This window comes from Pseudomonas sp. NA-150 (assembly GCF_044336365.1).
Taxonomy (GTDB): domain Bacteria; phylum Pseudomonadota; class Gammaproteobacteria; order Pseudomonadales; family Pseudomonadaceae; genus Aquipseudomonas.
This window is the reverse complement of sequence record NZ_CP172305.1, coordinates 1236097-1258007: the sequence shown is the minus strand read 5'-3', so window position 1 is coordinate 1258007 and position 21911 is coordinate 1236097. Positions and strand designations below refer to the sequence as shown.

Below are 21911 nucleotides of genomic sequence, written 5' to 3'. Positions count from 1 at the left end.
CGCCACGTCGCTGCGCCTGATTTGTGCTTCAACATAAAAAAAAGATATTCGGTGATCCTCCCATGGCTTTAGACATATTCGTTGTTCTCATCTATGCCGCTGGCATGCTGGTACTCGGTTGGTACGGCATGCGCAAGGCAAAAACCCACGAAGACTACCTGGTCGCAGGGCGTAACCTCGGCCCCACCTTGTACATGGGCACCATGGCCGCCACCGTGCTTGGCGGCGCATCGACAGTCGGTACTGTGCGTCTGGGTTACGTTCACGGGATTTCCGGTTTCTGGCTGTGCGCAGCCCTGGGCCTGGGCATCATCGCGTTGAACCTGTTTCTCGCCAAACCGCTGCTCAAGCTGAAGATCTTCACCGTTACCCAGATCCTCGAAAAGCGTTACAACCCGATGGCCCGTCAAGCCAGCGCGGTGATCATGCTGGCGTACGCGCTGATGATCGGCGTGACGTCGATTCTGGCGATCGGCACCGTGATGCAAGTACTGTTCGGGCTGCCGTTCTGGCTGTCGGTATTGCTCGGTGGTGGCGTGGTGGTGATTTATTCGGCGATTGGCGGCATGTGGTCGCTGACCCTGACCGACATCGTGCAATTCGTGATCAAGACCGTCGGCCTGATCTTCATCCTGCTGCCGATCTGCATGTACCGTGTCGGGGGCTGGGACCAACTGGTCGCCAAGCTGCCAGCCGCCAGCTTCAGCTGGACCACCATCGGCTGGGACACCATCATCACCTACTTCCTGATCTACTTCTTCGGGATCCTGATCGGTCAGGACATCTGGCAGCGCGTGTTCACTGCCCGTACTGACAAGGTGGCGAAATACGCAGGTTCGGTTGCCGGCGTGTACTGCATTTTCTACGGCCTGGCGTGTGCCCTGATCGGCATGGCCGCTCACGTGCTGCTGCCGGATCTGGATAACGTCAACAACGCCTTCGCCGCCATCCTTAAAGTCTCGCTGCCGGACGGTTTGCGCGGTCTGGTGATCGCGGCTGCACTGGCTGCGATGATGTCCACCGCCAGCGCTGGTTTGCTTGCCGCTTCCACCACCTTGACCGAAGACCTGCTGCCACGTCTGCGCGGCGGCAAGCAATCGAGCCTGGGCATCAACCGCCTGTTCACCTTGCTCACCGGCATCGTGGTATTGGGTATCGCGCTGGTAGTTCACGACGTGATCAGCGCCCTGACGCTGGCCTACAACCTGTTGGTTGGCGGTATGCTGATTCCGTTGATCGGCGCGATCTTCTGGAAGCGTGCAACCACCTCCGGGGCGATCAGCAGCATGGCGCTGGGCTTCCTGACGGCGCTGGGTTTTATGATCAAAGACGGTCTCGACGCCAACACGCCGATCTACTACAGCCTTGCGGTTGGTTTGATCAGTTTTGTCGTGGTTAGCCTGGTGTCGCCGCGTCCAGTGAGCACGGCCCAAGTAGCCTGATATCTTTTCCCTTAAATGGGTGGGCTGCCGGGCATGGCAGACCACCCATTTTTTTTGCGCCAAGGAAAAACGCCCGATGAAAATCGTCAGTCGTGACCAATGGTTCGAAGTCAAACCCCTGAGTGATGGCGTCAGCCTGATCCATGAGCCGTACATCCGCCCCTTCTACCGCTGCAACCTGTGGCATATCCGCGGCCGCGACAAAGACTTGCTGGTGGACAGTGGTTCAGGGCTGGTCAGCCTGCGCGAACAACTGCCGTGGCTGACTGAGCGACCGCTGTTGGCGGTGGCCAGTCATTGCCATTTCGACCACATTGCCGGGCACCATGAGTTCCCCGAGCGACTGGTCCACCCCGCCGAAGCACAGATCCTTGCGCAGCCCGATGGCGACAACACCCTGGCCACCGCCTTCGTCGGCGACGACATGTTCGACGCCCACCCGGATTGCCCGCTGTGCTACGCCGAATACCGGGTCAAGGCCGCGCCCGCCACCCGCTTGATCGAAGAAGGCGATGTGCTGGACCTCGGCAACCGCACCCTGCAAGTGCTGCATACACCGGGACACTCACCTGGCGGCATCAGCCTGTGGGAAGCGACGACGGGTACGTTATTCAGCGGCGACATTATCTACGACGGCCCGCTGATCGAAGACGCCTACCACTCCAACCTCGACGACTACGCCACCAGCCTGGAACGCCTGCGCCAATTGCCGATCCGCACTGTGCATGGCGGGCACTTTGCGAGCTTCTCCGGAGAGCGCTTGCAGGAGATGATTGATCAGTGGTTGCGTGAGCATCGTTGACGCAATCCCCTGTAGGAGCGGGCTTGCCCGCGATGGCGGTGGACTTGACACACCGCATCAGACTAATCGCGGGCAAGCCCGCTCCTACATAATTAGGCAACACGGGCTAGCGCGTGAGCTAGCCTTATAAACAGATCCCTGCTTCCAGCCGTACAGGGCTGATTTACCGTACTGGCACCAGCAGGCGCTTTATGGAGCGGTTAGCAATACAGCAACGCGTCTACGACACCCTAGGGGTGATGCTGATCGACAAAACTGAAATTCGCGAAGAAGCCACGCTCAAGGACCTGGCGCTGGAAGATTTCGAAATCGAGGATTTTCTGGATCAGCTGGAATTCGATTTCGGCATTGTTTTCCCCACGCGCATCAAAGACCGAATCTACAAAGTGCCAGAGCATCTGACCCTGCAAATTCTGGTGGATGTGATTTTAGTCTTGAGGGAAATCGAGGAGCGCACGCGGCTCGAATAAGCACGGGCGCATGAATGCACGGAATAATTCCAGACAGATAGGCCAGGTCCTGCGGTTGATCCTTCAACAGGAGAGCCGGGCCTCAATCACCTGCAGATGATTACCGACGCGGACGTTGTTGACGTCGTTTGTCGTCATCCGTGCGAACGGGAATCGGTTGCAGTTTTGGCCGTTCGATCAGGCCGAGGGCGACACCGAGGTCATGGAGCCAGTCTTGCAATTTACTATTCATACGCGCCCCCTTCAGGGAAAAACTCGCGACTGACAAAAACGTTAAGCCGCGTCCTACTGATCATAGTTCTATGTCCTACTTTACGCCTGCTACCAAGTGTCGCGGGAAACAATTTATGACCAATAGCTTCAGAGTATTAAATACTGAGCGCTGAGCGTTCGGTCAATCAGACCTTAGGTGGGCGCGAAACCGATGCCACCGCGCCTACAGGTATCACGACACCCACTCCTACTCCGGCAACTGCAACAACCCCTCCTCATCGGTCATCGCGCGTTCGAGCAGCTCGGCTGGCAGGCTCTTGCTGGCCCGGGCGCCGAGCAGTTTCAGTTGCTCGCTGCGACTGACCAGATTACCGCGGCCTTCCGTCAGTTTATTGCGCGCGGCACCATAGGCCTTGTCCAACTGTTGCAAGCGGTTGCCGACTTCATCGAGATCCTGAATGAACAGTACAAACTTGTCGTACAGCCAGCCGGCCCGCTCGGCGATTTCCCGTGCGTTCTGACTTTGCCGCTCTTGTTTCCACAGGCTGTCGATCACACGCAGGGTGGCGAGCAAGGTGGTTGGGCTGACGATCACGATATTGCGATCGAACGCCTCTTGAAACAGGTTTGGCTCGGCTTGCAACGCGGCGGAGAACGCCGCCTCAATGGGCACAAACAGCAGCACGAAATCCAGACTGTGCAAGCCTTCGAGCCGTTTGTAATCCTTACCGGAAAGGCCTTTGACGTGACTACGGATCGACAGCACGTGAGATTTCAACGCTGCCTGGCCAATGACCTCATCGTCCGCCGAAACGTACTGTTGATAAGCCGTCAGGCTGACCTTGGCATCCACCACCACCTGCTTGTCGCCCGGCAGCATGATCAGCACGTCGGGCTGGAAGCGCTCGCCATCCGGCCCTTTAAGGTTGACCTGCGTCTGATACTCGCGGCCTTTTTCCAGCCCGGCATGCTCCAGCACACGCTCCAGGATCAACTCACCCCAATTGCCCTGAGTCTTCTGCCCCTTTAACGCACGGGTCAGGTTGGTGGCTTCATCGCTCAAGCGCTGGTTGAGTTGTTGCAGCCGCTCCAGCTCCTTGCCCAGCGAGAAACGCTCGCGGGCTTCTTGCTGATAGCTCTCCTCGACGCGCTTTTCGAAGGACTGAATGCGCTCCTTCAGCGGATTGAGCAACTGCCCGAGTTGCTGCTGACTGGTCTCGGCAAAGCGCTGCTCACGCTCGTCGAAGATTTTCCCCGCCAATTCGGCAAACTGCGCCCGCAGTTCATCACGCGAGCTCTGCAGGTCGCTCAACCGCTGCTGATGGCTTTCCTGCTGCTCACGCAGTTCGGCTCCCAGAGCCCCGCATTGAGCGTCCAGGCGCCGCAGTTCGGCTTCTTTGCTCGCCCGCTCCAGACTCCAGCCTTGCGCTGCCTCATGGGCGCTGTCGCGCTCCTGGCGCAGCAATTCGACTTCGCGGTGCAACGCGGCGAGATCGGCCTGTTTGGCGGCATTGGCATGACTCAGATCGCTTATTTCATCGCGACTGGCATCAAGCTGAGCACTCAGGCCGTCCTGAGCCATTTGCGCATTACTCAGGCGTTCATCGAGCAGCGCGACATCTGCCTGTTGTTGTGCCAGCCGACGCTGCAGTTGCCAGGCCAGGGCCAGTAGCGGCAAGGCTGCGGCGCCAAGGCCGAGCAGCAGGCTGGTCAGGTCCAGTGCCATAAAAACTCCAGTTATTCCATCACTACAGACGCGCCCGGGAGGTTCCTGGCACGCGCATTATGGACGCAATCTCACGCCGATTGCCGGGTAGCTCAACAAGGCGCGCGACTCTACGCGATTTACCCGCACAGTAAAGTCCGCGCTTTTCAGTTTTTTCGAAGGGGTAAAAATGTGCAGTCACTCGAAAGGATTAATTCCAAAACGTAATATTAAAAACGCTGATAGACGATCATTTTCCGTTTGAATAATATTTTTTTTCGACAAAATACGTCGCACCCGCGAGCTAGAGCAAGCGCTCGGGACAATCCACAGAAGCTGTGGATAACTCAGTGGACAACCCCCCTTTAACTTTCGCAAAGCCACACAGAATGGGGCCTGCGCTCAAACTGTCGATTTTTTCACCAGTGAAAAAAAACGATGTTTTTCATTGACTTAATAATTCACTACCGGCTATCCGGCCCAACACACAAGGTGTGACATCCATGTGACAGCTTCTTGGCCGCGTGTGCACAAGATGATTGCCATTGGTTATAACGCCCATTTCTTTTGCTACCAACGCTTTTCAACGGCCTGTGGGTGCTGCATAATCTTCGCCCCCTAACGAAAAGCCTCCTATCCAATTCCTTAGGTGGGCTTGCTATCCCTTTCGCGATCCGTTACTCTGCCCGCCGTTAGTACCAAGCTGAAAGTCAATTCTGGTCGAAAAAGTCCCCCGGCACGTCCTTTCTCACTGTAAAGCTCAGTGTGAAAAGCCCGCCGACCACAAGGGATCGACCACCTCGATGGTTTCCAGGCACTTACTCGACACACGACCTTCCCCACAGACTGGAAGGGTGTTTCGCAGAATTCGTGCTCTGACCCAACCAACCTGCAGATTGATCAGGATCTCCACCTCTGGCCTCGAACCTTTGCCAGTGTTGTGCCGCCTGCCCTCCTAAGTACCTACCGGTCAGCCCAAGCGCCATACGATAAAGCGCGCTTCAAACTGGCTGCTTTGTTCCAGTCAGGTTCTTCGCCCTGTCAGTTTGCCCTTGAAGCACTGGCCCGCGTTTACTGGAACGTTTTATTTTTGCACGGCCTTATTGCCGTGTCGTTTGCAGGAAACACCCATAACCATGAATACTCATATCCAGACTCAGGATGCCATTCGCACCCTAACCAACGCTTTTGCACCAATGAACTGCCTGATCATGGCCGCTCGCAAAGGCTGCTTCAGCTTCACCATCGTCAACGAACACGGCATCGCTCGTCACAGCGAACGCCTGTACCCCGATCAGTACTCCAGCGCCGAGCCGCTGCAGGCCGTGATCGAGCGTACCCGCCAGGCACTGGTTGCCTGATGAGTTGACGCCAGCCGCCGGCTGACGCAGCCCTCCAAGAGCCTCGCCCTAAAAAGCGGGGCTTTTTATTGCCCGTGATTTGTCCTTTGTATCGGCTATTCCGGCCAGCGTGGTATGCCGCGTAATTGATCACTTAATGAGCTGAGCTAAGCACCAAGGGATATATAGGAAGCGGGCGGCGGGCACAAATATTTTAAAAACAGCCCTTTACGTTCGAAATATGACACTACACTTCAACTCAAGCGGCGATGGTCGCTTCCGGCGGGCCCGACCCAAATCACTGCTGCCAACACCTGGGCCCAGCCGGCCATTATTACTTGATCAGGGATGTACGAGGACTTTATGGGAATCGCTGCAAACGAGCTGTGCCGCCATGTGATCCGCCCAACGCTGATCTACCTTGGCTGTCACTGCCCCAACGCCGAATCCCTGTTGCTCGGCATCGCCGCCAGCCAGTCTGCCCTGGGCGACGCGCTGGACAGCCGCCGGGGCCACGGGCTCTATCGCATTACCGAGCTACGCCATCAACACCTCTGGGACGACTACCTGGCCCGTGATCCGGATCGCGCCAGCCTGGTTCGCGGACTCGCCAGCCAGCATGCGTTCCTTAAAGGACCGCACCTGGAACTCACCGTCAATCTGCGTTATGCCACTGCCATTGCCTGGTTGCTGATCGAAGCACAAGGCACTCCCCTGCCACCCGACAACGACATCATCGGGATGGCCAGAATCTGGCGACAAACTTTCCAGCCGCAAGGTCGGTTACGCGACTTCGCTGCGGCTTGGCAAAATTGTATCGCCCCGCTTCACTCGGTTGCCTGAGTCATCAAGCATATCTGCAGGATCCCCGTAGATCGACGCAGCTTGGACAAATTGTCCTACAAAAAGGCTCTATCTCGGGCAATTCAAGCTATGGCGCTGCGACGAAAATGTTGGTAATTTCCGCGCGGTGATCAACAAGGAGTTTCTAATAATGAAAAAAGTAATGCTCAAGACCACACTTAGCCTCGCTGTAGGCCTTATCTCTACTCAGCTCTTCGCAAGCGGCTTTGCCCTCAACGAACAAAGCGTCAGTGGGATGGGTACTGGCTATGCAGGCCGCTCTTCTTCTGCCGAAGACGCCAGCACCGTAGTGGGTAACCCTGCCGGTATGTCCAAACTCAAACGCCAGGAAGTCAGCATCGGCGTTGCCGCGATCGACGCCAGTACCGACATCAAGCATGCCAGCGGCCAACCCGGCAGCACCAACGACGGCGACATGGTCCCGGCCACTTTTGTTCCGATGGGCTACTACGTCAAACCAATCGATGATCACTGGGCTTTCGGCCTAGGGGTGTACGCACCGTTCGGTCTGGTTACCGACTACGAAAAAAGCTTTCAGGGCCGCTACTACGGTGACAAGAGCAAGGTCTCGGTCATCACCGTCCAGCCCACCGTCAGCTACAAAATCAACGACTATGTGGCGGTGGGCTTCGGTCCGACCTTCAACCACATCAAGGGTGAGCTGACTTCCGCCCTGCAACTGAACCCTGCCGGCACCAACGATGGCAAGGCGCGGATCAATGGCCAGGACAACGCCTGGGGCTACACCGCCGGTATTCTGGTCACGCCGATCGAGAGCACCCAGGTCGGCCTGACCTACCACTCCAAGGTCACCTACAAGCTGGAAGGCAACACCAAGTACAGCGGCGCAAACCCGGCTTTCGCGTTTAACGGCGGGAAATACGACGGTAGCCTGGACCTGGACACCCCGGAATCCGCGGACTTCTCGGTGACCCACAAGCTCAACGACGACTGGACCCTGTACGCAGGCAGTACCTGGACTCGCTGGAGCCGCCTCAAGGACATTACTGTTCAGAACGAAGGTGTTCCAGCGTTCCTCGGCGGCAACGCAGGTCCTCTGGGCCGAATCTCCGAGCAAGAAAACTGGCATGACACCTGGGCGCACGCCATTGGTGCTGCTTACCGCTTGAACAAACAGATCGTGCTGCGCGCCGGCTATTCGGTTGACCAGTCTCCTACCAACAACACCGATCGTTCGGTGCGCATCCCAACCGGTGATCGCCGCATCATCAGCTTCGGTGCTGGCTGGAGCCCAACCGAAGACATGACCATCGACGTCGCTTATTCCTACCTGAAGGAAGAAAGCGTGTCGATCAACGACACCGGCAAGGGCGCACCTTACAGCGCCAGCTACCACAACAGCGCCAACGGTTTCGGTACGTCTTTGACCTACCGCTTCTAATTCGCTGAACAAAAAAGCCCCGCAGCCAGTGATGGATGCGGGGCTTTTTCATGTCGGGGATTACGCCTATTGGCAGATGCTCATGCCCAACTGTAGCGCGGACAGGCCGACCTGCTGCCAGCCCCACCATGCCAACGCCAACAACACGACGCCGAGGGTCACGCCAGTGCTCCACGACCAGACTCTGTTCACACAATGGCTCCTTGCAGTTGCAGCCGCGCCACTGGGCGCTCACGCACCGGCCAGTTCAAGGCCGCAGCCAACAGGCTAAGCAGGATCGACACCTGCCAGATCAAATCGTAGCTCCCCGTGCGGTCATAGACCACCCCACCCAACCAACCACCAAGGAAGGCGCCCAACTGGTGGAACAGGAACACGATCCCGCCCAACATCGACAGATTACGCACGCCAAACAGCGTGGCGACCGTACCGTTGGTCAGAGGAACCGTGGATAACCACAACAGCCCCATGGCCACGCCAAACAGATATGCGGTGGTTTCAGTGACCGGATTCGAGATAAACAAACCGATCACTACCGCGCGAATCAAGTACAGGCCGGTCAAGATCCGCGGCTTGGACAGACGTCCGCCGAGCCAGCCGGCGGTGTAGGTGCCGAACACGTTGAATAGCCCAATCAAGGCCAGCACGGTGGTCCCTACTTTTGCCGGCAGGTGTTGATCCACCAAATAGGCCGGCAGGTGCACGCCGATGAACACCACCTGAAAACCGCAGACAAAAAAGCCCAGCGCCAACAACCAGAAGCCCGAGTGGGTACAGGCTTCATGCAGGGCTTCGCGCAGGGTTTGATCACCCTCGGCGCGGGCCAGTGGCACGTCTTTCAACATCGTCACCAGCGGCACAATCAAGGCCACCAGCAGCCCCAATACCAGCAGCGCGGCCGACCAGCCCAACCACCCCAGTAGCCCGAGGGTGGTCGGCAGCATGGCAAACTGACCGAAAGAGCCGGCGGCGCTGGCAATACCCATGCCCATGCTGCGTTTCTCTGGCGGCAAGGCGCGCCCTACCACGCCCAGAATCACCGAAAACGACGTGCCGGACAGACCGATCCCGATCAACACCCCGGCGCTCAATGACAGCGACAACGGCGTGCTGGACAGGCTCATGAAGATCAGGCCGACGGCGTACAGAACGCCACCGATGAGAACCACCTTGGCCGCGCCGAAACGATCGGCCAGCGCCCCGGCAAAGGGTTGAGCCAGGCCCCACATCAGGTTCTGGAAGGCAATGGCAAAGGCAAACACCTCGCGGCCCCAGCCGAATTGAGCGCTCATCGGCGCCAGGAACAGACCAAAGCCGTGACGCACCCCCAGGGACAGCGCGAGGATCAGCGCACTCCCCACTAAAATCCAGCCACTGGTACGCCACATCGAGGTCATTATTATTCTCCAGCGGAAATAGGCGTATATGCCTGTATTTCGAGGGGGATGAAACTACGCCTGTAGTTAGCGGGCTGTCAATGTGGACGCGAATCTTGTAGGAGCGTGGCTTGCCCGCGATGCAGGCGCTTCGGTTTGTCTGATACACCGCAGAGATACCATCGCGGGCAAGCCCGCTCCTACAAATGGCATTGCGACCTATGCCAACGCCAACCCGACCAACACCGTCACTTCCAGCAACTCGAGCAATGCACCAGCGGTATCGCCGGTAGTGCCACCGAGGCGGCGCAGCATCAGATGGCGCAGCCAGAAGAAAACCAGGCCCGCCACCAGCAGCGCAATCACACCAGCGACACCCGCCAACAGCACACAGCCCACAGCACTCGCCAACAGCACCTGTTTACCCAACCGGCGCGGCAGGTGATCCGCCAACGCCTGCCCCAACCCTCCGGCGCGGACGTAAGGCGTGCACAGGAACAAACCAAGCAGGGCGCTGCGGCCAATCACTGGCGCGAGAATCAAGCCCAGGTTGTGGTGGTTTTCGATCAACGCCAGCAGTGCGCAGAATTTAAGCAGTAACACCAGCACCAGCGTGACCACCGCAATCGGGCCGCTGCGTGGGTCTTTCATAATGGTCAGGGTGCGTTCGCGGTCGCCGAAGCCCCCGAGCCAGGCATCGGCGCTGTCGGCCAGACCGTCGAGGTGCAATCCACCGCTGAGCAGCACCCAGACGGTCAACAGCAACGCCGCGTGCAACATCGGCGGCGCAGCGACCAATAGCGCATTCACCGCCAACAGGATCAGCCCGAACAGCAAACCGACCACCGGATAGAACAATAACGAACGACCCATTTCCCGGGGCTCTGGCATTCCCGACAGGCGGATCGGCAGGCTGCTGAGAAACTGCAGGGCGATCCACAGCGGCAACGGCTTCATTCGCTCAGCACACCGTCGGCGCCGACCAAAATCGAAAGCAATGCGGCGTGTGCGGCTTCGACTTGCAACAATTGCTCGCGAGGCAGGCCACGCGCCTGGGCCAGCAACAGGCGCATGACCCCGCCATGACTGATCAACAGCACCCGCTCACCGGCATGCGCCGCATACAGACGCTTGATCGCTGCCAGCACCCGAGCAGAGAACGCAGTCAGCGGTTCGCCCTGGGGCGGTGTGAAGGTGTAAGGATTGGCCCAGAACAGGCCCAGGGCTTCGGCGTCGGTCTGCATCAATTGCGCAGCGCTGCGCCCTTCCCACTCGCCGAAGTGCAATTCTTGCAGGTCCGCGTCCAGCTGTAAGGGCAGACCCAACTGTTGCGCCAGCTCTTCGGCGAAACGCGCACAGCGTTGCAGCGGCGAGCTGACGATCCGATCCCAAGGCCCCGCCTCGACCACCGCCGCGCGCATCTGCGCCCAACCGGTATCGGTCAGCGCATCGTCCAGACTGCCACGCAGGCCGCCACCCAATTCGGTTTCGCCGTGACGCAACAGGTCCAGACGCAAGGTCATGCCGGACGATCCGCTACCGCCGCTTCAGCGAAGGTCGCCATGCCGTTGTGCAGTTCGCAGGCCAGACGCAACAGCGGCACCGCCAACGCTGCACCACTGCCTTCGCCCAGGCGCAAGCCCAGATCCAGCAATGGCTCGGCCTGCAGGCTTTCCAACAAGTGACGATGACCGGGCTCTGCGCCACGATGACCGTAAAACAGCCAGTCGCGACACGACGGATTCAACTGCACCGCGACCAGCGCCGCGACGCTGCAAATGAAGCCATCGACCACGACCGCGAGGCCTTCTTGCGCGCACGCCAGGTAAGCGCCGACCAGCGCGGCGATCTCAAATCCACCGAGGCAAATCAGGCTGCGCAGTGGGTCGCCAGCGTGCTCCGCGTGCAAGGCCAAGGCGCGCTGAATCACCAGCGCCTTGTGGGTGACGCCGGCTGCGTTCAGCCCTGTTCCCGGCCCGACCAGCAATTGCACCGGGCTGTCGAGCAACGCGCAGGCCAGGGCACTGGCCGCGGTGGTGTTGCCGATGCCCATTTCGCCGCCGACAAACAATTCAGCACCCGCGGCCAACGCACGGCGCACGCTGTCACGTCCGGCTTCCAGCGCCTGCTCACCCTGCGCCTGGGTCATCGCCGGGCCTTGAGCAAAGTTTGCGGTACCGGCGCCCAGGTTCAGGTGACGCACGCCCGGCAAATTCAGTGGCGACACGGTGCCCAAATCGACCACTTCCAGTTGCGCCGAAAGCTGACGCGCCAGCACGCTGATCGCCGCGCCTCCGGTAACGAAGTTGTGCAGCATCTGCCCGGTGACTTCCTGCGGGAACGCCGAAACGCCCTCTGCCACCACACCATGGTCGCCGGCAAAAATCGCGATCCACAGCGAGTCGACCCTGGGTTTGACCCGGCCTTGCAAACCGGCCAGGCGCACCGCCACATTCTCTAACTGGCCAAGGGAGCCAGCCGGTTTCGTCAGTTGTTGCTGGCGCGCCAGGGCTTCTTCACGCGCCGAAACATTGATCGCCTGCGCGGGCTTCAGCCACCAGGAGTTACTCATAATGCAGGTCCTTTCAAAGTCAGCGGCAAGCCAGCGACGGTCAACACCACGCGCTGGCAACGTTCGGCCAGGGCTTGATGCAGCCAGCCGGCTTCATCGACATAACGGCGGGTCAGCTCACCGAGGGGCACCACGCCCAACCCGGTTTCGTTGCTGACAAAAATGATTTCGCCTGGCAGCTCGGCCAGGCAATTCAACAACGCCTCGCGCTCGTGGCTCAGGCGTTCGGGATCTTCCAGCATCAACAGGTTGGTCAGCCACAGCGTCAGGCAATCCACCAACAGGCAACGGTCGTTATCGGCGTTTTCGCGCAGCACCCGGGCCAGTTCGATCGGCTCTTCGATCAAACCCCAATGCTGCGGGCGGCTTTGTCGATGCATAGCCACGCGCTGAGTCATTTCGCCATCGAGGGGCTGGCTGGTGGCGATGTAAATGACGTCGAGGCTGGTTTCAGTAGCGAGGCGTTCGGCCAGTCGGCTTTTGCCAGAGCGAGCGCCACCAAGGATGAGTTGTTGCATGTCAGTTGCCCTCCAGACCACACAGGCTGCGCAGCAGCGGACCGTCGAGGTGTTTCTCCACGAGGTCTGCCAGGCGTTCGATATCCCGCTCGCGCAACGCGTGATAATCGACCTGCTGCACATCTTGCAAACCGGCCCAACGCAACAGGGCGCTGCAGGCGGGCGGCGACTCGAACAAGCCGTGCAGGTAGGTGCCGAGGATTTGTCCATCGGCACTTTGCGCACCATCGCAGCGGCCATCGTCCAGGTGCACGACTGACTGCTCCAGCGCCGCGCCAGACGTCACCCCGGCATGAATTTCATAACCACTGACCGGCGCATCTTCCAGCGCCAGGCGGCCGTGGACATTACGCAGTTGCTTCTCTTCTTCAAGCACGGTGCTCAGGTCCAGCAACCCGAAACCAGCACTCGAGCCGGCCGCGCCTTCCAGCCCCAGCGGGTCATGCACCTGCTGACCGAGCATCTGTAAACCACCGCAGATGCCCAGTAATTTGCCGCCGTAGCGCAGGTGCCGACTGATCGCCACGTCCCAGCCCTGGCCGCGCAAATACGCCAGATCGCTGCGCACACTTTTCGAACCCGGCAGGATGATCAGGTCCGCCGGCGGAATCGCCTGACCCGGCCCGATGAATTGCAGGTTCACTTGCGGATGCAGACGCAGCGGATCGAAATCGGTGTGGTTGCTGATGCGCGGCAACACCGGCACCACCACGTTCAACACCTGCTCGACCTTGTCGCCCTGGCGTTGATCGAGGCCGTCTTCAGCCTCCAGGTGCAGGTCCATCACGTATGGCAACACACCCACCACCGGCTTGCCGGTGCGCGCTTCGAGCCAGTCGAGGCCCGGTTGCAGCAGCGCGATATCGCCACGAAAACGGTTGATGATGAAACCTTTGACCCGCGCTTGCTCGCTGGCTGACAACAGCTCCAGCGTTCCCACCAAGTGCGCAAATACGCCACCGCGATTGATGTCGGCGATTAGCAGTACCGGGCAGTCCACCGCTTCGGCAAAGCCCATGTTGGCAATATCGCCGGCGCGCAGGTTGATCTCCGCCGGCGACCCGGCGCCTTCCACCATGACCACCGGATACGCCGCGCTCAAGCGTTGGTGCGAGGCGAGCACCGCCTGCATGGCGATGGCTTTGTAGTCATGATACGCCACCGCATTCATGGTGGTCACCGCACGGCCATGGATGATGACCTGCGCGCCGGTATCGCTGTTGGGTTTGAGCAGCACCGGGTTCATGTCGGTATGCGGTTTGAGTCCAGCGGCCTGAGCCTGTACCGCCTGCGCCCGACCAATCTCGCCGCCGTCTGCGGTCACGGCGCTGTTGAGCGCCATGTTCTGCGGTTTGAACGGCACCACGCGCACGCCCTGTCGAGTCAACCAGCGACACAACGCAGTCACCAGCGTGCTTTTACCGGCGTCGGACGTGGTGCCCTGCACCATCAGCGTGGTCATCGCAGCACCTTGTCGAAGGCGTCGAGCACCTGTTCCAGTCGCTGCCAGTCCGCTTCTTCGGCGGGTAAACCGAAACGCAAGCTGCTGTGGTGCGGGCTGCCGCTTTGCATGAACAGCCGCAGCAGAATCCCGCGTTGCGCGCAAAATTCGTGCAGGTGCACCGCCAACGGCGTAGTCAGCCATTGAAACAGGGCGCAACCGCCCACCGGGCTCAGACTGTGGCGCGTCAACAATGCCGCCAACCGTTCGCTGGCCTGTTCGGTGCGCGTGCGTTGCTGGTGATGCCCTTCCAGATCGCTGAGGCAGACCTGCCCGAGAATCCGGGTGGGCCCACTGACCGCCCACGGACCGATATGCCGCTCCAGCAGTTTCAGCAGCCTCGGCTCGGCAAGCACAAAGCCCAGGCGAACGCCGGCCAGGCCAAAGAACTTGCCGAACGAACGCAAGACAATCAGCCCGACACGCCAGGTTTCGGCACTGAGACTCAGCTCGGGCGTGTTGTCCATGAACGCTTCGTCGACCACCAGCCAGCCACCGCGCTGGGCCAGACGTGCGTGCCATCCCAACAGGCGCTCCGCAGGAATATTCACGCCGGTCGGGTTATTCGGATTGACCACCACCAGCACATCAAGGCTGTCGAGGAAGAAATCGACTTCGTGCTCCAGCACTTCACGCACCAGAAAGCCGTTGCTGCGCCAGGCGGCGGCATGCTCGGCATAACATGGCGAAACCACGCCGACCTTGCCCGCGCGACGCAAGCGCGGCAAGGCTTGAATCGCCGCTTGCGAGCCTGGCACCGGCAACACCTGCGAGGCACCGTAATAAGCACGGGCCGCCAATTCGAGGCCGTCATCGTTTTCCGGCAGGCGAGCCCAGGCCCGCAGCGGAATCTCCGGAATCGGCCATGGCCACGGCGCGATGCCGGTGGACAGGTCCAGCCAATCACCTTCCTCGATGCCGTACTGCAACGCTGCGAGCCGCAGGCGACCGCCATGCTCAAGCATAAAATTCAGCCCCCACGCACAAGATCAGTAACCATAACCAGACCCCACGTTGGACCAATTGCCAGCCGCGATCAATCGATCCGGCATCAGCGGGAACACCTTCACCGAGTTGCGCACGCTGGTGCAACTCACCATGATAAATCGCCGCGCCGCCCAGCTCCACGCCCAGCGCACCCGCACCCGCCGCCATCACCGGCCCCGCATTGGGACTGTCCCATTTCGGCGCCTGGGTTCGCCAGCAGCGCAAGGCCAGACGGGTTTTTCCCAGCAAGGCGTAGGTCAATGCTACCAGCCGTGCGGGAATGTAATTCAAGACGTCGTCGATCTTTGCCGCCGCCCAGCCGAAGCGTTCGAAACGTTCGTTGCGGTAGCCCCACATCGCATCGAGGGTATTACTTAAACGGTACAACACCACGCCGGGCGTGCCGGCGACGGCAAACCAGAACAGCGCGGCAAACACCGCATCGCTGCCGTTTTCCAGCACCGACTCAGTGGCCGCGCGGGCTACTTCGGTGGCGTCTAGTTCAGCGGTCTGCCGACTGACCAGATAACCGACCCGCCGCCGCGCCTCGTCCAGATCATCGCCGCGCAACGCCTGCGCCACCGGTTCGACGTGCTCACCCAGACTGCGCAGGCCCAACGCGCAATACAGCGCCAACACATCCACCAGCCAATCGATATACGGCAGCCAGCTCAAGGCCGTTGCCAGCAGGGTCAACGGAATCACCGCGATGAACCAGGCGGTGACGCCATGGCTGCGCCAGCCACGCCCGGCACTGTTGAAACGCTGCTCAAGGCGGTTGGCGAAGCGTCCGAACGCCACCAGCGGGTGCGCCCGTTTCGGCTCGCCGAGCAGCGCATCCAGCGCAACCCCGGCGACGCTCAGTAACGCCACGCTCATCGACTCACTCCCCATTGATTCTCATACAGCATGTCACTCAACGGCCGCTCCTGCGCCCAGCCTTCCAGCACCAGCATCGGCGCCGGGTAGAATTCCGCGACCGGTCCCAGACACAAAATCGCCAGCGGCTTGGCCCCGGCCGGCATGTTCAGCAGTTCAGCCAGCGCCTGGGGTTCGAACAACGACACCCAACCCATGCCCAGCCCTTCCGCGCGCGCCGCCAGCCACAAGTTCTGGATGGCGCAGGACAACGACGCCATGTCCATTTCCGGCAAGGTGCGGCGGCCAAAGATATGCCGTTCGCGATCATCCATCAGTGCCGCGACCAACACTTCCGCGCAATCGTTGATACCTTCGACCTTGAGTTTCATGAAGTCGTCGGAGCGCTCGCCCAACGCCTCGGCGGTACGAATCCGCTCTTGCTCGACCTGCGCCTGAATCTGTCCACGCAACGCCCGGTCGCTGATACGGATGAAGCGCCACGGTTGCATCAATCCGACGCTGGGGGCGTGGTGCGCCGCCTCGAGCAAGCGCGCCAACAACTCGGGCGCCACTTCGCCGCCGCTGAAATGGCGCATGTCACGGCGCTCGGCTATCGCTCGATAGACTGCTGCACGTTCGTCGGGGCTGAAGGCCTGATCATTCATGGTTTAAGAAGCGCCGCAACCGCTTGGGGGTTGGAAGGGAAATAGAAGTGCACGTAAGAAGCGGTCATCCGCCCGTCACGATAGACCGCCTCGGCGCCGCGCCCACCGTTGGGGCTCACGCCACGGGCGATGGGCTGCAGCTCGGTGCTGGTCAGCGAGTGATGATACGTGTGGCCACGCAACAGACCTTCCGGCAATTCGACCGCTTGCAGTGCCAGTGCTGCCAGGCGTTTCTGCATCACCGCCTCACCGCTGAGCAAGCCCACCAGTTCGACCCGCTGGCCTTCGACATCGGTCAGCGCATCCAGCAAATACAGCATGCCGCCACACTCAGCCAGCAAAGGTTTGCGTGCCGCGTGATGCGCGCGAATCGCCGTTAACATCGACTGGTTTTGCCCCAGGGTCAGGTGGTGCAATTCCGGGTAGCCGCCGGGCAAATATAGACTGTCGGCGTCGGGGATTTCGCTGTCGTGGATCGGCGAGAAGAACAACAGCTCGGCGCCCATGGCCCGCAGCAGGTCGAGGTTGGCGCCGTAGATGAACGCAAAGGCCTCGTCGTGGGCAACCGCGATCCGCACACCGGCCAACAATGGCTCGGCCTGGATAACCTCGGGGGCTGAAAACTCAACTGCGGGCGGCAGCGCCACTTCGCAAGTGCTGGCCAAGGCGCTGGCCGCCGCATCGAGACGCGCATCAAGGTCATTCAGTTCACTGGCCTGCACCAGGCCCAAATGCCGACTCGGCAATTCGATCCCGGTTTCCCGTGACAAGGCGCCGTACCAGCGCAAGCCCTCGGTCAAACTGCCTTCGAGCAATTGCGCGTGGCGCACGGTACCTACCCGATTGGCCAACACCCCGGCAAACGGCAAGTCCGGTTGATAGCGCGCCAGCCCCAGCGCCAACGCGCCAAAGGTTTGGGCCATGGCGGTGCCGTCGATCACGCCCAGCACCGGTACGCCGAAATGCCGCGCCAGATCGGCGCTGGACGGCGTGCCGTCGAACAGGCCCATCACGCCTTCGATCAGGATCAAGTCGGCTTCACCCGCCGCTTCCCACAACAGGCGACGACTTTCTTCAGCACCGACCATCCACAAATCCAGCTGATATACCGGTGCGCCGCTGGCACGTTCGAGGATCATCGGGTCGAGGAAGTCCGGACCGCACTTGAACACCCGCACCTTGCGCCCTTGGTTGCGGTGCAGGCGGGCCAGTGCGGCGGTGACGGTAGTTTTGCCCTGGCCAGAAGCCGGCGCGGCGATCAAGACCGCCGGGCAGTGACGCGCTGCTCTCATGAACAGATACTCATAGCTCGATGCCTTTCTGCGCGCGGATGCCGGCCTGGAAGGCATGCTTAACCACGGCGATCTCGGACACGGTATCGGCCAGGTCGATCAATTCTTGCTTGGCGCCACGACCGGTGACCAGCACGTGCTGCATCGGCGGCCGCGCTTGCAGATCACTGAGCACTCGGTCGAGGTCGAGATAGCCGTGCTTGAGAGCAATGTTCAGCTCATCCAGTACCACCAGGCCAATACTCGGGTCGCGCAGCAGTTCACGGGACACTTCCCAGGCAGCTTCAGCGGCGGCGATATCGCGCTGGCGATCTTGAGTCTCCCAGGTAAAGCCTTCGCCCATCACGTGGTAGCGCACTTGCTCGGGGAAACGGCGGAAAAACAGCTCTTCCCCGGTGGCGTTGCGGCCTTTGATGAATTGCACCACGCCACACTGCATGTCGTGGCCCATGGCGCGGGCGAGCATGCCGAACGCAGAGCTGCTTTTGCCTTTACCGTTGCCGGTCAGCACCAGCAACAGGCCGCATTCATTCGGTGCGCTGGCGATGCGCTCATCGATTATGGCTTTTTTGCGCAGCATGCGCGCCAGGTGGCGTTCGTCACGCTCAGTGGTTTCGGTCATCTCAGCTCTCCGCTTGAGGGTACGCGATAGCAAACGGAAGCAGACGACATGAACTGCCAGCACGGCCAAAGGCCCTGCGCAGAGCATCGCCCTCCGTGGTGCTGTTGAATGGATCAGGCCGGTCTCCGGACTCATGAGTGGGCTTTTTTTGCCCCACCGTACGCCTTCCCACGTCATGACAGACGCAGTGGCCCAATGCACGGCTTCGACTCATTTACCGTTGCGGGGGCAGTGTCGGAATCGAGCGCCCGAGGCGTCCTCACCGACTTCCCTGTTTCACTCCGGCAATCATTGATCGCGGAGCACCTGAAACACGCGCGAAGGGTAGAGGGTTGGGGGTAGAGCGTCAATCAAAGCGCCACGCGCAAAGGGATCTCAAGCAAAAAATCCCCTCGAACTACACTGACGGCCTGTCGGCATGGAACCTCGACGCTTTGGCTCCCTCTACCTTATGCGCCTCCCCGACTTTCATGGAGATCGACCATGTTCAGACTCAGTCCTCAGCTGTCCGCCCTGCTGTTGCTGACGGCCAGTATCACGGCCTGCGCCGATACCTCGCGCCTGCAGGTCTCCGATGGCACCGGGCCCACCCCGATGTTGCCGGCACCCACGACCTCACTGATGCCGACCGTGAACATCGCCCCGGCCGTGGGCTGGACCAAGGAGGCCAAACCCCTCGCAGCGCCGGGCATGCAGGTCGTCTCGTTCGCGAAAGACCTCGACCACCCACGCTGGCTGTACGTGCTGCCCAATGGCGATGTACTGGTAGCAGAAAGCAACTCGCCGCCCAAGCCCGATGATTCACCCGGCATTCGAGGCTGGATCACCAAGAAAGTCATGAGCCGCGCCGGAGCCGACACACCGTCGGCCAACCGAATCACCCTGCTGCGCGATCTCGACCACGACGGTGTCGCCGAAACCCGCACAGTATTTCTCGATAACCTTAATTCACCGTTCGGCATGACCCTGGTGGGCAATGACCTGTACGTCGCGGACACCGATCGATTGCTGCGCTTCCATTACGAAGAGGGGCAAACCTCGATCAGCGCGCCACCGACCATCGTCACCGACCTGCCAGCCGGTACGATCAATCACCACTGGACCAAGAACGTGATTGCCAGCAAGGACGGCAAAAAGCTTTACGTCACAGTGGGCTCTAACAGTAACGTCGGAGAAAACGGCCTGGATAAAGAAGAAGGCCGCGCGGCAATCTGGGAAGTGGACGCCGCGACCGGTACGCACCGGATTTTTGCTTCCGGCCTGCGCAACCCCAACGGCATGGACTGGGAACCGCAGACCGGCAAGCTGTGGACCGCGGTCAACGAGCGCGACGAACTGGGCAGCGACCTGGTGCCGGATTACGTCACCTCAGTCAAAGACGGTGCCTTTTATGGCTGGCCGTTCAGCTACTACGGTCAACATGTCGATACCCGTGTCGAACCTGCTCGACCGGACATGGTGGCCAAGGCCATCGCCCCGGACTACGCGGTCGGCCCGCACACCGCATCGCTGGGCCTGGCCTTTGCCGACGGCAAGCTGCCAGCACCTTTCAGCCAAGGTATGTTCGTCGGTCAACACGGCTCGTGGAACCGCAATCCGCACAGTGGTTATAAGGTGATTTTCATCCCGTTCACCAATGGCAAACCCAACGGCATGCCGGTTGATCTACTGACCGGCTTCCTGAATGCCGATGACAAAGCCCAGGGGCGGCCGGTGGGCGTGGTCAACGATCAACATGGCGGGGTGTTGGTGGCGGATGACGTGGGAAATGTGATCTGGCGGGTGTCGGCGGTGAAGGCTCAAACTGCTGCTTCGTTACCCTGATCTCGGCGGTGTGGCCCTCTATTTGTAGGAGCCAACTTGTTGGCGAGCCGTTTGACGCGGTGTATCAGATACGCCGCCTCGCGAACAAGTTCGCTCCTACACCGGCCGACGGGGCAGGCTACGGGTTATGCGCCAAATGCTGAGGCTGTATCACCCGCTTGGCGTTCAGGTAGGCTTTCTGCCAATAGGGTTTGTCCAGGTAATCGAGACGCACCGTACCGCCCGTTGCCGGCGCGTGAACGAAACGACCTTCACCGACATAGATGCCGGCATGGCTGACCACTGAGCCACCGCCTGTAGCGAAGAACACCAAATCGCCCGACTGCAGCTGATTACGGCTGATGTCCTGGGCCTTCATAGTGATCATTTCGTGAGTCGAACGCGGCAGGGTGATGCCCGCAGAACCGCGGTACACATAGCCGATCAACCCGCTGCAATCGAAACCGGAGTCCGGCGTATTGCCGCCCCAACGATACGGCGTGCCGACCAGGCCAATCGCACGGATCAGCACGTCTTCGGCAGCAGGAGAGGAAGGTTCATCGGAAGGCGCGTAAACCACCGGTTGCACAACCGGTGGTTTGTAAGCAGCGGGGGGATGTCCGGCACAGGCACTGATCAGTGCAGCCAAAATCCCTATTGACCCAACGCGTACCATCATCGACATAAACACAACAACCTGATCTGGATGCGGCTTACTCTGCCGTGAGCCGGAGCTGCGTGTAATAAGCCAGTGGCTGCTTACACGCTCCGGGAATTACTGATGCTGGGTCTGAATTGTAGTCGGAGCCATCGCTAATGCACGTTTGGCTTCAATAAAGGTCTTTTTCCAGTACGAATCGTCGAGGCTGTCGATACGCACACCGCCGCTACGAGTACTGCTGGAGTGGATGAACTGGTCATCACCCAGGTAGATACCGGCGTGGCTGACACGACCGCGACCTTTGGTACTGAAGAACAACAGGTCACCCGGCTTGAGGTTGTTACGCGCAACCAGTGGGGCCTTTACGTTGATCATTTGGCGCGTCGAGCGAGGCAAGGTCATGCCCGCCTCTTCTCGGAACAGGTAACCGATGAAACCGCTGCAGTCGAAACCGGCTTCAGAGGTGCCGCCTGCACGGTAACGCGTACCGATCAGGGCCATGCCGCGTTCGAGGATGCTGTCGGCGAGGCCTGGCATCTGGTACGGCTTGCTGTCGGCGAATTCGGCCAGTTCTTTCTCGGTGATCAGTTCTTCGTCCGCTACGGAGTCAGTCCCATTAGCGAGTTGTGCAGAGCGAACAGACTGCGCAGTAATGGCATTCTGTACTTGCTGCTGCTGTTGCGAGGCTGGCATCTGGGCCGCGCAACCAAAAAGTAGTGTAACCAGTGCGAGAGGCACGAGGGGTGCGAAGCGATTTAGCATGGGCACGACCGTGGCTGATATGTAAAGAAGACGAGACTATGCCTACTATCATC

The 21911-nt window shown here is 60.2% G+C and carries 23 protein-coding genes and 1 riboswitch; of the genes, 7 read left to right on the top strand and 16 right to left on the bottom strand.

What is annotated here, in order from left to right:
* Positions 1–62: 62 nt before the first annotated feature.
* The 3 genes from ACF0H7_RS06055 to ACF0H7_RS06045 all read left to right on the top strand — a co-directional run bounded on the left by ACF0H7_RS06055 (position 63) and on the right by ACF0H7_RS06045 (position 2714).
* Entirely contained in the window at positions 63–1442 is a 1380-nt protein-coding gene (locus ACF0H7_RS06055) for a sodium:solute symporter (RefSeq protein WP_397451884.1), read from the top strand.
* A 76-nt stretch (positions 1443–1518) separates the two neighbouring features.
* Entirely contained in the window at positions 1519–2244 is a 726-nt protein-coding gene (locus ACF0H7_RS06050; protein ID WP_397451883.1) for an MBL fold metallo-hydrolase, read from the top strand.
* Positions 2245–2435: 191 nt separating this feature from the next.
* Entirely contained in the window at positions 2436–2714 is a 279-nt protein-coding gene (locus ACF0H7_RS06045) for a hypothetical protein (protein WP_397451882.1), read from the top strand.
* 100 nt (positions 2715–2814) lie between these two features.
* Here ACF0H7_RS06045 and ACF0H7_RS06040 read toward each other — a convergent pair whose 3' ends face one another.
* Both ACF0H7_RS06040 and rmuC read right to left on the bottom strand, forming a co-directional pair.
* Complete coding sequence (locus ACF0H7_RS06040) at positions 2815–2946, bottom strand: PA1414 family protein (protein ID WP_397451881.1); 132 nt, start codon at positions 2944–2946, stop codon at positions 2815–2817.
* Positions 2947–3174: 228 nt separating this feature from the next.
* Complete coding sequence (gene rmuC, locus ACF0H7_RS06035; protein ID WP_397453840.1) at positions 3175–4539, bottom strand: DNA recombination protein RmuC; 1365 nt, start codon at positions 4537–4539, stop codon at positions 3175–3177.
* Positions 4540–5768: 1229 nt separating this feature from the next.
* Between rmuC and ACF0H7_RS06030 the strand changes: the two genes are divergently transcribed.
* The 3 genes from ACF0H7_RS06030 to ACF0H7_RS06020 all read left to right on the top strand — a co-directional run bounded on the left by ACF0H7_RS06030 (position 5769) and on the right by ACF0H7_RS06020 (position 8238).
* On the top strand, positions 5769–5993 hold the full coding sequence (locus ACF0H7_RS06030; protein WP_397451880.1) for a hypothetical protein: 225 nt from the start codon (positions 5769–5771) through the stop codon (positions 5991–5993).
* A gap of 342 nt (positions 5994–6335) precedes the next feature.
* The gene (locus tag ACF0H7_RS06025) at positions 6336–6815 is read left to right on the top strand and encodes a hypothetical protein (RefSeq protein ID WP_397451879.1); all 480 of its coding nucleotides are present in this window, start codon (positions 6336–6338) and stop codon (positions 6813–6815) included.
* A gap of 151 nt (positions 6816–6966) precedes the next feature.
* Positions 6967–8238 (top strand): OmpP1/FadL family transporter, encoded by a 1272-nt coding sequence (locus tag ACF0H7_RS06020; protein ID WP_397451878.1) that lies wholly within the window; start codon positions 6967–6969, stop codon positions 8236–8238.
* A gap of 66 nt (positions 8239–8304) precedes the next feature.
* Here ACF0H7_RS06020 and ACF0H7_RS06015 read toward each other — a convergent pair whose 3' ends face one another.
* The 12 genes from ACF0H7_RS06015 to cobO all read right to left on the bottom strand — a co-directional run bounded on the left by ACF0H7_RS06015 (position 8305) and on the right by cobO (position 18632).
* On the bottom strand, positions 8305–8430 hold the full coding sequence (locus ACF0H7_RS06015; RefSeq protein WP_397451877.1) for a hypothetical protein: 126 nt from the start codon (positions 8428–8430) through the stop codon (positions 8305–8307).
* Complete coding sequence (locus ACF0H7_RS06010) at positions 8427–9626, bottom strand: MFS transporter (RefSeq protein ID WP_397453839.1); 1200 nt, start codon at positions 9624–9626, stop codon at positions 8427–8429. Before ACF0H7_RS06010 ends, ACF0H7_RS06015 begins: the two co-directional genes overlap by 4 nt.
* Positions 9627–9833: 207 nt before the next feature.
* Positions 9834–10571 carry an adenosylcobinamide-GDP ribazoletransferase gene (locus ACF0H7_RS06005; RefSeq protein ID WP_397451876.1) on the bottom strand — a complete coding sequence of 246 codons (738 nt, stop codon included), beginning with the start codon at positions 10569–10571 and terminating at the stop codon, positions 9834–9836.
* Positions 10568–11137: an alpha-ribazole phosphatase family protein gene (cobC, locus tag ACF0H7_RS06000; protein WP_397451875.1), complete on the bottom strand. Its 570-nt coding sequence runs from the start codon at positions 11135–11137 to the stop codon at positions 10568–10570. The genes ACF0H7_RS06005 and cobC overlap by 4 nt, the downstream gene beginning before the upstream one ends.
* The gene (gene cobT, locus ACF0H7_RS05995; RefSeq protein WP_397451874.1) at positions 11134–12186 is read right to left on the bottom strand and encodes a nicotinate-nucleotide--dimethylbenzimidazole phosphoribosyltransferase; all 1053 of its coding nucleotides are present in this window, start codon (positions 12184–12186) and stop codon (positions 11134–11136) included. The genes cobC and cobT overlap by 4 nt, the downstream gene beginning before the upstream one ends.
* Positions 12183–12704: a bifunctional adenosylcobinamide kinase/adenosylcobinamide-phosphate guanylyltransferase gene (cobU, locus tag ACF0H7_RS05990; protein WP_397451873.1), complete on the bottom strand. Its 522-nt coding sequence runs from the start codon at positions 12702–12704 to the stop codon at positions 12183–12185. The genes cobT and cobU overlap by 4 nt, the downstream gene beginning before the upstream one ends.
* 1 nt (position 12705) lies before the next feature.
* Complete coding sequence (locus ACF0H7_RS05985; protein ID WP_397451872.1) at positions 12706–14166, bottom strand: cobyric acid synthase; 1461 nt, start codon at positions 14164–14166, stop codon at positions 12706–12708.
* Positions 14163–15170 (bottom strand): threonine-phosphate decarboxylase CobD, encoded by a 1008-nt coding sequence (gene cobD / locus ACF0H7_RS05980; RefSeq protein WP_397451871.1) that lies wholly within the window; start codon positions 15168–15170, stop codon positions 14163–14165. The genes ACF0H7_RS05985 and cobD overlap by 4 nt, the downstream gene beginning before the upstream one ends.
* Positions 15163–16071, bottom strand: coding sequence for an adenosylcobinamide-phosphate synthase CbiB (cbiB, locus tag ACF0H7_RS05975; RefSeq protein WP_397451870.1), 909 nt, complete (start codon positions 16069–16071; stop codon positions 15163–15165). The genes cobD and cbiB overlap by 8 nt, the downstream gene beginning before the upstream one ends.
* Entirely contained in the window at positions 16068–16718 is a 651-nt protein-coding gene (gene bluB / locus ACF0H7_RS05970) for a 5,6-dimethylbenzimidazole synthase (RefSeq protein ID WP_397451869.1), read from the bottom strand. The genes cbiB and bluB overlap by 4 nt, the downstream gene beginning before the upstream one ends.
* A complete protein-coding gene (locus ACF0H7_RS05965) occupies positions 16715–18010 on the bottom strand; it encodes a cobyrinate a,c-diamide synthase (RefSeq protein WP_397451868.1) in 1296 nt (431 codons plus the stop codon). Before ACF0H7_RS05965 ends, bluB begins: the two co-directional genes overlap by 4 nt.
* 10 nt (positions 18011–18020) lie before the next feature.
* Positions 18021–18632, bottom strand: a complete 612-nt coding sequence (cobO, locus tag ACF0H7_RS05960) for a cob(I)yrinic acid a,c-diamide adenosyltransferase (protein ID WP_397451867.1) — start codon at positions 18630–18632, stop codon at positions 18021–18023.
* Positions 18633–18730: 98 nt separating this feature from the next.
* A riboswitch (cobalamin riboswitch) is annotated at positions 18731–18957 on the bottom strand.
* A 158-nt stretch (positions 18958–19115) separates the two neighbouring features.
* Between cobO and ACF0H7_RS05955 the strand changes: the two genes are divergently transcribed.
* Positions 19116–20456: a PQQ-dependent sugar dehydrogenase gene (locus tag ACF0H7_RS05955; RefSeq protein WP_397451866.1), complete on the top strand. Its 1341-nt coding sequence runs from the start codon at positions 19116–19118 to the stop codon at positions 20454–20456.
* A gap of 118 nt (positions 20457–20574) precedes the next feature.
* Here ACF0H7_RS05955 and ACF0H7_RS05950 read toward each other — a convergent pair whose 3' ends face one another.
* Entirely contained in the window at positions 20575–21120 is a 546-nt protein-coding gene (locus tag ACF0H7_RS05950; RefSeq protein WP_397451865.1) for a C40 family peptidase, read from the bottom strand.
* A 90-nt stretch (positions 21121–21210) separates the two neighbouring features.
* Entirely contained in the window at positions 21211–21858 is a 648-nt protein-coding gene (locus ACF0H7_RS05945) for a C40 family peptidase (RefSeq protein ID WP_397451864.1), read from the bottom strand.
* Between the last annotated feature and the right edge of the window lie 53 nt (positions 21859–21911).